The sequence below is a fragment of the Neptunomonas qingdaonensis genome, from assembly GCF_900113275.1.
Lineage (GTDB): Bacteria > Pseudomonadota > Gammaproteobacteria > Pseudomonadales > Balneatricaceae > Neptunomonas > Neptunomonas qingdaonensis.
Genome location: NZ_FOOU01000024.1, coordinates 16,699 through 27,306 on the forward strand (window position 1 = coordinate 16,699; position 10,608 = coordinate 27,306).

General features: G+C 47.2%; 12 protein-coding genes and 1 pseudogene. 7 read left to right on the forward strand and 6 right to left on the reverse strand.

All coding sequences use genetic code 11. The features are described from left to right. The first annotated feature begins 76 nt into the window (after positions 1 to 76). From BM099_RS19855 to BM099_RS19865, 3 genes are read left to right on the forward strand one after another with little or no spacing between them, the layout of a single operon-like run. Positions 77 to 1,156, forward strand: a complete 1,080-nt coding sequence (locus tag BM099_RS19855) for a murein hydrolase activator EnvC family protein (protein WP_090730985.1) — start codon at positions 77 to 79, stop codon at positions 1,154 to 1,156. Between the two features lie 35 nt (positions 1,157 to 1,191). Then, on the forward strand, positions 1,192 to 2,556 hold the full coding sequence (locus BM099_RS19860) for a S41 family peptidase (protein ID WP_090730987.1): 1,365 nt from the start codon (positions 1,192 to 1,194) through the stop codon (positions 2,554 to 2,556). Next, positions 2,556 to 3,413, forward strand: a complete 858-nt coding sequence (locus tag BM099_RS19865; protein WP_090730989.1) for a divergent polysaccharide deacetylase family protein — start codon at positions 2,556 to 2,558, stop codon at positions 3,411 to 3,413. Before BM099_RS19860 ends, BM099_RS19865 begins: the two co-directional genes overlap by 1 nt. A gap of 5 nt (positions 3,414 to 3,418) precedes the next feature. Here BM099_RS19865 and slmA read toward each other — a convergent pair whose 3' ends face one another. From slmA to coaBC, 5 genes are read right to left on the reverse strand one after another with little or no spacing between them, the layout of a single operon-like run. Next, on the reverse strand, positions 3,419 to 4,042 hold the full coding sequence (slmA, locus tag BM099_RS19870; RefSeq protein ID WP_090730990.1) for a nucleoid occlusion factor SlmA: 624 nt from the start codon (positions 4,040 to 4,042) through the stop codon (positions 3,419 to 3,421). A gap of 10 nt (positions 4,043 to 4,052) precedes the next feature. Then, positions 4,053 to 4,955 (reverse strand): acetylglutamate kinase, encoded by a 903-nt coding sequence (gene argB, locus BM099_RS19875; protein WP_090730992.1) that lies wholly within the window; start codon positions 4,953 to 4,955, stop codon positions 4,053 to 4,055. Between the two features lie 27 nt (positions 4,956 to 4,982). Then, positions 4,983 to 6,371, reverse strand: a complete 1,389-nt coding sequence (locus BM099_RS19880) for a phosphomannomutase/phosphoglucomutase (protein WP_090730995.1) — start codon at positions 6,369 to 6,371, stop codon at positions 4,983 to 4,985. Positions 6,372 to 6,390: 19 nt separating this feature from the next. Then, positions 6,391 to 6,846, reverse strand: coding sequence for a dUTP diphosphatase (dut, locus tag BM099_RS19885; protein WP_090730997.1), 456 nt, complete (start codon positions 6,844 to 6,846; stop codon positions 6,391 to 6,393). Then, positions 6,843 to 8,048, reverse strand: coding sequence for a bifunctional phosphopantothenoylcysteine decarboxylase/phosphopantothenate--cysteine ligase CoaBC (gene coaBC, locus BM099_RS19890; RefSeq protein ID WP_090730999.1), 1,206 nt, complete (start codon positions 8,046 to 8,048; stop codon positions 6,843 to 6,845). The genes dut and coaBC overlap by 4 nt, the downstream gene beginning before the upstream one ends. Before the next feature lie 114 nt (positions 8,049 to 8,162). On the opposite strand from coaBC, the gene radC reads away from it, so the two are divergent. After that, positions 8,163 to 8,837: a RadC family protein gene (gene radC, locus BM099_RS19895; RefSeq protein ID WP_090731001.1), complete on the forward strand. Its 675-nt coding sequence runs from the start codon at positions 8,163 to 8,165 to the stop codon at positions 8,835 to 8,837. Between the two features lie 42 nt (positions 8,838 to 8,879). Here the strand turns inward: radC and BM099_RS19900 are convergent, their stop codons facing one another. Continuing rightward, positions 8,880 to 9,437, reverse strand: a complete 558-nt coding sequence (locus BM099_RS19900) for a hemerythrin domain-containing protein (protein ID WP_090731002.1) — start codon at positions 9,435 to 9,437, stop codon at positions 8,880 to 8,882. Positions 9,438 to 9,821: 384 nt separating this feature from the next. On the opposite strand from BM099_RS19900, the gene rpmB reads away from it, so the two are divergent. The 3 genes and pseudogenes from rpmB to BM099_RS19915 all read left to right on the forward strand — a co-directional run. Continuing rightward, positions 9,822 to 10,058, forward strand: coding sequence for a 50S ribosomal protein L28 (gene rpmB, locus BM099_RS19905; RefSeq protein WP_090731007.1), 237 nt, complete (start codon positions 9,822 to 9,824; stop codon positions 10,056 to 10,058). 11 nt (positions 10,059 to 10,069) lie between these two features. Further along, positions 10,070 to 10,240 carry a 50S ribosomal protein L33 gene (gene rpmG, locus BM099_RS19910; RefSeq protein WP_028470634.1) on the forward strand — a complete coding sequence of 57 codons (171 nt, stop codon included), beginning with the start codon at positions 10,070 to 10,072 and terminating at the stop codon, positions 10,238 to 10,240. Between the two features lie 109 nt (positions 10,241 to 10,349). Continuing rightward, a pseudogene (locus BM099_RS19915) lies at positions 10,350 to 10,608 on the forward strand (hypothetical protein); the annotation flags it as partial.

Genomic DNA, 10,608 nt, shown 5'->3' on the forward strand with positions numbered 1-10,608 from the left:
GCCGCTGTTGCGGCCTTTTTTAAATGGGTTAGTGTGTTTCTGTCTTCTCTTTATAGGGTTGACTAGCAATCACCTTGTGGCGGCTGATCAGCAAGCCACTCAGTCCCAGCTTAACACTCTTAAGAAGAGTATTAATCAAGTACAAGCGAGTCTCAAAAGGGATCAGAAAAAGCAGAGTTCTGCCGAGCGTTCGCTGGCAGTAACAGAGCAAGAGATTAACGAGTTAGGCAAGCAGGTTTATCAACTGGATAAGAAACTGGCCTTGTTGGGTGATGACCTTTCAGGCTTTGAGATGGAAAAGAGCCGTCTCGAAAAAAACTTGCAAGAAAGCCGCGGCCGTTTAGAGGAAATTATTCGGCAACAGTATCGTTTGGGTGCACAGCCAAGACTATTTATGTTGTTGAATCAGAGAGATCCGGAACAGATATCACGCATGACGCACTATTATGATCGCTTCAGTGCTGCTCAGGTTGTAGAGATGACTCAGTTTCAGACGTTATTGCGCAATTTGAAATCGACACATCTGTCGATTGACTCGACACAACAGAATATCAGGAATAGTCGTGATAATTTGCAGGCTAAGTTAGTTGAGCTTGAGGCCTTACGAGAACAGCGGCAGCAATCACTGGCCGCTGTGAAAAAGCAAGTCAGTAGCGCACAAGCTAAGCTTAGGAAGCTGAATATTGATAAAAAGCGGTTGGAAAAATTGCTGGCTGAGATTGAAAAATCGGTCTCCTCGGCCAATCTCACGCAGAATAATAAAGCGTTTGTCAGTCTTAAGGGGAAACTACAATGGCCGGTCAGGGGTAAAATTCTACGTGCCTTTGGTAATGTTAAGGATAATCTCAGTTACGATGGTGTCTTACTGGCAGGGACAACAGGAAGCGCTGTTGCGGCGGTTCATCATGGCCGGGTAGTCTTTTCGGACTGGCTCAGAGGCTATGGGTTGCTGACCATTATTGATCATGGTGATGGATATATGAGTTTATATGGTCAGAATGATAGTTTGCTAAAGGAAACAGGCGATTGGGTTTCACAAGGTGAGTCTATCGCTACTATAGGCAGCAGCGGTGGTAATATTGACCCCGGCTTATATTTTGCGATCCGACACAAAGGTAAAGCGATCAACCCTAAACGTTGGTTTGTCGCTCAATAAGGATGGTACATGTTCTTTAAAACGGGGTGGCAGTAATGAAGTTTTCGTTAAAGCTGATCAATGTGATTTTTAGTGTGGGGCTACGTGTTACAGGACTAAGTGTTACAGGGTTAGCTGTTACAGGGATAAGTGTTACGGGGCTAGGTGCTATAGGGGAAGTGCAGGCCGCTCCTCTTCAGGAAGTGGTACATCAGGAGACAGCCAAAAAATTGCCCTTAGAAGAGCTGAGGCGCTTTAGTGAAGTATTTGACCGTATTAAGAACTCATATGTTGAGCCTGTAGATGATGCAAAAGTTCTGGAAGATGCTATCCGTGGCATGATTGCGGGGCTGGATCCACATTCCTCTTATCTTGAGCCAGAGGCTTTTGAAGAGTTGCAGGAGCATACCAGTGGCGAGTTTGGCGGTGTTGGTATTGAGATTAGCCTGGAAGATGGCTTCATTCGGGTTATTACGCCGATTGATGATACTCCGGCGGTTAAGGCAGGTATTAAAGCCGGTGATTTGATTACCCGTATTGATAATGAACCCGTCAAAAGCATGGGCCTGGATGATGCAATTAATCGTATGCGGGGGAAGCCAGGTACTGAAATCATTCTCACTATTTTGCGTGAAGGTGAGGAAAAACCAAGGAATATCAAAGTTATTCGCGATGTCATCAAGGTTACCAGTATTAAACATCGGATGTTAGGTGACCAGTATGCCTATATTCGTATTACCCAGTTTCAGGGGAATACCGGTTCGGATCTAAAGCAGGTTTTGCATAAAATCCAGTCACAAGGTGAGATAAAAGGCCTGGTGTTGGATATGCGCAACAATCCAGGTGGGGTGCTTCAGGCGGCCGTTGAAGTGGTAGATGCTTTTATTAATAAAGGCATGATTGTTTATACAAAAGGCCGCTTATCGAGCGCCGATACAGAGTTTTTAGCGACAGATGACATTGTATTGGCGGATGTGCCGATGGCGGTATTGATAAACGGGGGCTCTGCGTCTGCTTCAGAGATCGTGGCCGGTGCACTTCAGGATCATAAGCGTGCTGTTATTATGGGAACGGCAAGCTTTGGAAAAGGTTCAGTGCAAACCATTTTGCCTTTGACCGATCAGCGCGCTTTGAAGTTAACCACGGCACGTTACTTTACCCCCAGTGGCCGTTCAATTCAGGCACAAGGTATTCAGCCGGATGTGGTGGTAGAGGAGGCGGAATTAAAAAAATTACAAGTAAGGGCGTTTCCTAAAGAAAAGGACCTGTCAGGGCACCTGTTTAATGGTCAGGTTGATGAGTCTGAAGATGCACAGCTCGAGGATGCTGGCAAAGGTTTAGCAGAGCGTGACTATCAACTCTATGAAGCGCTTAATTTACTTAAAGCAGTAGCGATTGTTGGTAAAGTGACCTCCTCGTAATGATGCTGTTTGCGCGTTGGCTTGCTTGGGGTATTTATGCAATCAGCCTTAATAGTTTGGCTGGTGATCTGGATGCCGTAGCTCTGGATGCTATCGTTCAGCCGCGCATTGTTATTGTTATCGACGATATGGGTAATAATCTGGCTGAGGGTGAGGCGGCTTTAGCATTACCGGGGCCTGTCACATACGCCGTATTACCTCACTCGGCGTATGGTCGGCCATTGGCGCTTGAGGCTAACCGGTTGGGTAAAGATGTGATGTTACATGTGCCCATGGCTAATACGCAGAATCTGAAATTAGGCCCTGGAGCGCTGACACAGGGTCTGAGTGAGGCACGCTTTAAAGAGATCTTAAATGCTGGCCTGGATGCGGTTCCCTATGCGGCAGGTTTGAATAACCACATGGGAAGTTTGTTAACACGCCAGCGTACCCCGATGAGATGGGTGATGGAAGTCGCCAAGTCCAGAGGACTCTTCTTTCTTGATAGTCGAACAACAGGGGGGAGTGTTGCCTGGCAAACGGCGCGTAACGAAGGTGTGCCTGCACTAAGCCGGGATATATTTCTCGATCATGAGCAGACAGAGGTATTTTTAAACCGACAGTTTGTTCGTGCAGTGAAAATTGCCCGAAAATATGGTACTGCGATTGTAATAGGTCATCCTTATCCGATAACGACAAGGTTTCTGGAGAAGGCGATTCCGGCATTGGATGAGGCTGGAGTGCAATTAGTGTCGGCTCCCGCGCTGCTGATGCAGCAGCAACAAACAGCGCGTCTGCTAGAGTTGGCGAAAAAACCGCAACTCATTGATAATCATATGTTATCTGGTTGTGATCTACCTGAAAAGCATGAATGTTAAGCTTGTTAATTTGCTGCTCGAAATAATCCTATGGCGAGTCGCTGCCATTGATCGTTCCAGTTTTCAGTAGGTTTTCGTTGGAACTCGCTTCTTACAAATTGACGGATACGACCTTCAATGACTGATATCAGCAGGTTTGAAGTGATAGCGGCGGTGGTTTCTGTACGCAGTCCTTCTTTAAACTCTGCCTCACGCATAATCTGCTTTAATTGCGTTTCCAATCGTTCAAAAAATTGGTTTACACGATGACGCAGGCGGTCTGTTTCACCGGCGAGCGCATCTCCGGTCAGGATGCGCGCCATGCCCGGGTTACGTTCAACAAAAGCCAATACCAACGTCAGGATCTGTTCGCATTGGCGTATTGCTGGGCTGTTTGATGCGCTGATCAGATTAGCCCGGGAGAAAATAGTCTCTTCAATGAAGCCAATCAGGCCTTCAAACATGCGTGCTTTGCTTGGGAAGTGGCGATACAGAGCTGCCTCTGAAACGCCTACTTCCTTCGCCAAAGCTGCTGTAGTGATGCGTTGGCCGTGATTGGACTCTAGCATGCGGGCGAGCGCTTGGAGAATCTGCTCGCTTCTGGACACTTTAGTGCTCTCTTTCGAGTTTTCTTTTGTGCTCTCGCTCATGTAAAACCTGCTATAGGGTGCGGTTTGTAATTAACGTACCTACACCTTCGTCGGTAAATATTTCCAATAAGCATGAGTGCTCAACACGTCCATCAATAATATGAGCGCTGACTACGCCACTTTTGACAGCGCTGAGTGCGCAATCAATTTTTGGTAGCATGCCGCCATAGATAGTGCCGTCTGCGATGAGTTCGTCCACTTGCTTTGTGGATAAACCGGTCAGGACATTGCCCTCTTTATCCATCACGCCAGCAATATTGGTCAGCAGCATTAACTTTTCTGCTTTCAGTACCTCAGCCACTTTACCGGCGACTAAATCCGCATTGATATTGTAGGAAGCGCCGTCAGAACCCACGCCAATAGGGGCGATTACAGGGATAAAGTCAGAGTCTGCCAGCATGTCCAGAACGGCAGTATTGACATGTTCGACTTCACCCACGTGGCCTATATCGATGATTTCAGGTGCTTCCATCTCAGGTGTTTTGTGTTTTACCCGGAGTTTTCTTGCCCCGAGTAAATGACCATCTTTACCTGTAAGGCCGATCGCCTTGCCGCCATTGCTATTGATCAGGCCAACAATCTCTTTGTTAACCATGCCGCCAAGTACCATCTCTACGACATCCATGGTTTTGGAGTCAGTGACTCGCATACCGTTGATGAAGTGCGATTCAATGTTTAACTTTTGCAGTAGGTCACCGATCTGTGGCCCGCCACCATGAACAACGATAGGGTTCAGTCCAATCAGTTTCATCATGACGATATCACGAGCGAAGCTGTTTTTTAATTTGTCATCGGTCATGGCGTTGCCGCCATACTTGATCACAATGGTTTTACCCACAAAGCGCTGGATGTAAGGAACCGCTTCGCTGAGTACCTCTGCGGTCTGCATGGCTTGTTGGCGATTTAATGGCATGGCGTTTTCTACTCCTGAAAATAATGCTTATTCGTTGGGAATGGTGAGGCTTGGATCAACGGCAAATAAGCGCTCCTGAAACTGATCCCGAATACGCTTGAGGGCCGTTTCATTGGCTGCTTCAAAGCGTAAGACTAACACTGGCGTGGTATTCGATGCCCTGACCAGTCCCCAGCCATCAGGGTAATCGACACGTATACCGTCGATACGGCTGGCGATACCGTCTGGATACTCAAGTGCCTGGAGCTTAGCGACAATGCCGAACTTGTTATCATCACGTACATCAATATTCAGCTCCGGGGTGCTGATATCTTCAGGATAGTGGGCGAAAATTTCATCGAGTGTTTCTGTGCGGGTGGATAATATTTCCAGTAAACGAGCAGCACTGTATAAACCATCATCAAAACCGAACCAGCGCTCTTTGAAGAATATATGGCCGCTCATTTCACCCGCAAGCAGTGCCCCGGATGATTTCATTTTACGTTTGATGAGTGAATGGCCGGTCTTCCACATCGTTGCTTTGCCACCCGCTTTGCGGATCACGTCGCCTAATAAGCGAGAGCATTTGACATCATATATGATTTCCGAGCCAGGATTGCGTTGTAGTATGTCCTCAGCAAACAGCATCATGACACGATCCGGATAGATCATGGCGCCGCTGGATGTGATAACGCCAACGCGATCCCCGTCACCGTCAAATGCCAGGCCAAGGTCTGCTTTATGCTCTTTTACGGCGGCTATACAGTCAATGAGGTTGGCCGGTTTGCTTGGGTCCGGGTGGTGGTTCGGGAAGTTTCCGTCCACATCACAATACAGTGGAATAACGTCACAACCCAGCTGTTCAATCAACCGGGGTGCGATGTCGCCGGGAATACCGTTTCCGCAGTCAATCACAACTTTTAGCTTACGTTTAAGGCGGATATCTTCGCTGACACGCTTGCGGTACTGCGGGCGAATATCTATCTTGCCAAGTTCCCCTTTGCCTTGCGTGTAATCTCGTTGCAGTATGCGATGTTTCAGTGCCTGAATCTCGTCACCTGCCAGTGTATTACCACCGAGCATCATTTTGAAGCCATTATAGTTGCTGGGGTTGTGGCTTCCGGTAATCATGATACCGGTTTGGCTGTCGGTGTGATGGGCAGCGAAGTATAACAGCGGGGTAGGGATATATCCGGCATCTGTGACATCTGCACCACCTTCACGCAATCCCTGAATCAGCACATCTTTTAAGCGAGGGCAGGATAAACGTCCATCTGCACCAACAACGACAGTTTTAATCTGTTGCTGTTGTGCTTGCGCGGCAAATGCACGGCCCAGATGATAGACCACTGGATCGGTCAGTGCTTCATCTACAATGCCGCGAATGTCATAAGCGCGAAAAATTTCCTGATCAAGGTGCTCAAGTGTATATGTCATTTGGTCGTCCCTGTAAAAATCATGAGCGGCCAGACGAGCCAAACCCGCCGTCGCCACGTTCAGTATCGGTGAAAGTGTCTACAATCTCAAAGTCAGCCTGAACCACCGGCACCAGTACCAACTGAGCAATGCGTTCACCTGGCTCAACGGTAAAGGTTGTGTCGCCACGATTCCAGCAGGATACAAAGAGCTGTCCCTGGTAGTCAGAATCGATCAGCCCGACCAAATTTCCCAGTACGATTCCATGCTTATGTCCCAGGCCTGAGCGAGGAAGGATCATCGCGCAGAGTGATGGATCTTCTATATGAATAGCCATACCGGTTGGAATCAGCTCAGTCTGTCCCGGTGACAAGGACAATGCCTCATTAAGACAGGCGCGTAGATCCAGTCCTGCTGATCCTGGTGTTGCATAGTTGGGTAGAGGAAAGGCCTGACCAATGCGATCGTCTAGAATTTTAACCTGTATTTTTTTCATTTTTCTGTCTTGTATAATAATGATATTTGTTCAATAAGCTGTGTTGCCAGCTGGCGCTTGCTGGTTTGCGGAATATCAATTTGAGTGGTGTGAGTGACTAAGGTGACGGCGTTTTCGTCACTATTGAAACCAATGCCCGCCTGAGACACATCGTTGGCAATAATCATATCCAGGTTTTTACGGTCTAGTTTGCCGCGGGCATAGCTAATGACATCACGTGTTTCGGCTGCAAAGCCGATGGTAAAGGGCTTGTCTTCTCTGGCAGCAATAGTGGCCACGATATCCGGATTTTTCACCAGATGAAGCTCCATGATCTCTTCGTTGCCCTTTTTGATCTTATGCTCAGCAATAGAGGTCGGCCGATAGTCTGCCACGGCCGCGCAGGCGATAAAAATATCGCAATGATTAATCTCTTCGAGCGAAGCTTGTAACATTTCTTCGGCGGTGGTGACTGATATGCGTTCAACATGTGTAGGAACTGTCAGGTTAACAGGGCCGCTGATCAAGCGAACGCGAGCGCCTGCATCGGCAGCAGCAGCGGCCAGTGCATAGCCCATTTTGCCGGAGCTATGGTTTGAAATGTAGCGCACCGGGTCCAGCGGTTCCCGGGTCGGACCTGCGGTAATATGCACGTTTAATCCTGCCAGTGCGCCGCTGTTAAAACATTCAGCAACGTACTCCATAATCTCGCCAGGTTCAATCATGCGTCCCGGACCCGTATCCCCGCAGGCTTGCTCACCGACACCAGGCCCCCATAAACGGATCTTTTGTTGCTGCAGTGTGGCGACATTCTGCTGCGTCGCTGCTGAGCGCCACATCGCTTGATTCATGGCGGGAGCGAGGCAGATGGGGGCTGCAGTAGCAAGGCAAATGGTGCTTAATAGATCGTTGCCCAAGCCGTTGGCTAAACGAGCCATAAAGTCTGCACTGGCGGGTGCAATAACAATCAGGTCAGCCCACTTAGCGAGCTCAATATGACCCATGCCTGCTTCGGCTTCCGGGTCCAGGAGTTCAAGATGAACCGCGTGTCCTGAAAGTGCTTGTAAAGTGAGAGGCGTGATAAAAGCAGTGGCTGCCGGAGTCATTACAACTCGGACATCTGCACCGGCGCCTTTTAATAAGCGTGTTAACTCGGCACTCTTGTAGGCCGCGATGCCACCTGTTATGCCTAAAATTATCTGTTTGTTAGTAAGTCTATACATACCTTGAGCAACCCGAGATTACACAGTTTTCTAAAGAGGTGTAAGATACCACTTCAGGGATTTTTTGCGTAGACCTACATTAGATATTACGCAGTAAGCATAAGGAATATGTCGATGGCGATTACCGATTGGCCGGCGCTGGAGCGCCCGCGGGAGAAATTATTGGCACACGGAGCATCGGTTTTATCCGATGCAGAACTACTGGCCATTTTTTTAAGAACCGGGATTAAAGGCGTGAGTGCTGTTGATTTGGCACGTGATCTATTAAAGCGTTTTGGTGGGCTGCGCCCATTATTGGAAAGCTCGCAAGATGACTTTTGTGAAGCTCTGGGGTTAGGTCCGGCTAAATATGCACAGTTGCAGGCTGTATTGGAAATGAGTCGCCGGCATTTAATGGCATCGTTGCAACGGGGCGAATTGATGGAAAGTCCTGGCGCTGTCAGGCAGTATTTGCTGGCTCAGATGCGGCATCATCAGCAGGAGGTGTTTGCGTGTCTTTTTCTGGACAATAAACATCGAATCATCCGTTTTGAACCCCTTTTTTACGGCACTATCGACGCTGCTTCTGTCTACCCACGAGAAGTTGTTAAAAAATCACTTTCTGTGAATGCCGCCGCGGTTATTCTTGCCCACAATCACCCATCGGGTGTTGCAGAGCCTTCCTTGGCTGATAAACAGATAACCCGGCGTTTGATTGATGCGTTAATGCTGGTAGATATCAGAGTGCTGGATCACATGATAGTCGGTGACTCAGAGGTGGTCTCTTTTGCCGAGCTGGGGTTGCTCTGATGTTATATTCTGATCCTATTCCCCTGATCTTATATGCAGAATTTACATATAATTTAAAACGCCCAGTGGTGTGTGGCGCATATGAATAGACATACCCAGTGACGAGAGGCCTTTGTCGCCTAATATTTCGGCGGAGAGAGGGAGAAACTCTCTTTCTTCAAACTGGGCGTGCTCAAGGTAGTTCGTTGCTAATCGAAGCGCCATCGCTTGATCAAATATCACAGGCTTACCTTTTGCCAGTTGTTTGATATCAGGTTCAATGAGTTTCCATTGCATCTCAAGCATGCGGTGCTCGTTTGTTAGCTGCTTAATCATTTTTTTTGCTTTGCGGGTCTCTTCGCCCCGCTTAGCACAGTCAATCACCACATTAAATAGCTCTTCCTCTTCCTCTTCATGGTGTGTCAGAACTACTTCATGGAAAAAGCCGTATAGCTGTGCGGCCATTTGTTTAATATCTGGTGTAACAGGCTCGCTGATAGTCGTTGTGGCGAGGGTGCGAAGTTGTTCGAAGTTTTTGATAATGCCCACGTGGCAATTTGTAAAATCCATCAAGGGATTATCATTGTCGGCATTTTTGTGATTGTTTTTGTTATTATTCATTGGACTATCCTGTTTAGGTTGCGGTCCCCGTGAAGGGATGCGGTATTCTTCAATCTTAAATAAGTTTTTGTTGTTCTTATATGACGAATATCAACGTTATACGAAAATAACAATGGGTATCTGTTTTTTTGTATCGCTTTTGTAAGTTTCTTACACGTGCACTCAGTATGCTCGCTTAATTTCTACAATCTGCTCTTGATTTAGTAATTCTTAATGGTATTTGCAATCACTTGTCTATATAATGCCGCTCCTTCTATTCGTGCTTGGTACGGGATTCAGTTCGGTTTTGGAACGCTCCGCCTGAGGCTATTGATATTGTTTATCTGTTACGTAGCCAATAAAAATCCACACTAGAAGTAAATAATGTAATTTGAGGCTTTGATTATGGCTAAAGTTTGTATGGTTACTGGCAAGCGCCCAGTAACAGGGAATAACGTTTCCCACTCACAGCGCAAAACGCGCCGTCGTTTTCTTCCTAACCTGCACTGGCACCGTTTCTGGGTTGAAAGTGAAAATAAATTCGTTCGTTTGCGTGTAACTGCTAAAGGCATGCGTATTATCGATAAAAACGGCATCGATGCAGTACTTGCTGAAGTACGTGCGCGTGGCGAAAAGGTATAAGGAGCTAGACGATGGCAGCTAAAGGTAATCGTGAAAAGATCCGTCTGGTTTCTTCTGCAGGCACTGGTCATTTTTACACAACTGATAAGAACAAACGCAACATGCCTGAGAAATTCGAGATCAAAAAATTTGATCCTGTAGTTCGTCAGCACGTTATGTATAAAGAAGCTAAAATCAAATAATGATTTTTCTTTCGAAAAAGCCCGGTTTTCCGGGCTTAATGAGATGGTTCCCCTCGCTTTTAACCAGCTATGCTGGAAAGGTGACGAAACCAACAAGGAGAACCATCTCATGTATATCAAAGTCCTTGGAATCGATTTAGGCAAGTCTTCTTTTCATTTAATCGGTTGTGACTCCCACGATCAACAAGTCTGTAAAAAGAAACTTTCTCGTCAAAAACTCATAACTTTTATCGCTCAACTACCGCCGTGTCTGATTGCATTTGAAGCCTGTGGTGGTGCGCATTGGTTAGGCCGCCTCTGTATGGAGCACGGTCATGACGTTCGATTAATCCCACCTCAATATGTTAAACCTTTCGTTAAAGGCAATA

Excerpts from the sequence above, each read along its gene's own strand:
- BM099_RS19860 (WP_090730987.1), top strand. The coding sequence starts at position 1,192 with ATGAAGTTTTCGTTAAAGCTGATCAATGTGATTTTTAGTGTGGGGCTA.
- BM099_RS19865 (WP_090730989.1), top strand. The coding sequence starts at position 2,556 with ATGATGCTGTTTGCGCGTTGGCTTGCTTGGGGTATTTATGCAATCAGC.
- slmA (WP_090730990.1), bottom strand. The coding sequence starts at position 4,042 with ATGAGCGAGAGCACAAAAGAAAACTCGAAAGAGAGCACTAAAGTGTCC.
- argB (WP_090730992.1), bottom strand. The coding sequence starts at position 4,955 with ATGCCATTAAATCGCCAACAAGCCATGCAGACCGCAGAGGTACTCAGC.
- BM099_RS19880 (WP_090730995.1), bottom strand. The coding sequence starts at position 6,371 with ATGACATATACACTTGAGCACCTTGATCAGGAAATTTTTCGCGCTTAT.
- dut (WP_090730997.1), bottom strand. The coding sequence starts at position 6,846 with ATGAAAAAAATACAGGTTAAAATTCTAGACGATCGCATTGGTCAGGCC.
- coaBC (WP_090730999.1), bottom strand. The coding sequence starts at position 8,048 with ATGTATAGACTTACTAACAAACAGATAATTTTAGGCATAACAGGTGGC.
- radC (WP_090731001.1), top strand. The coding sequence starts at position 8,163 with ATGGCGATTACCGATTGGCCGGCGCTGGAGCGCCCGCGGGAGAAATTA.
- BM099_RS19900 (WP_090731002.1), bottom strand. The coding sequence starts at position 9,437 with ATGAATAATAACAAAAACAATCACAAAAATGCCGACAATGATAATCCC.
- rpmB (WP_090731007.1), top strand. The coding sequence starts at position 9,822 with ATGGCTAAAGTTTGTATGGTTACTGGCAAGCGCCCAGTAACAGGGAAT.
- rpmG (WP_028470634.1), top strand. The coding sequence starts at position 10,070 with ATGGCAGCTAAAGGTAATCGTGAAAAGATCCGTCTGGTTTCTTCTGCA.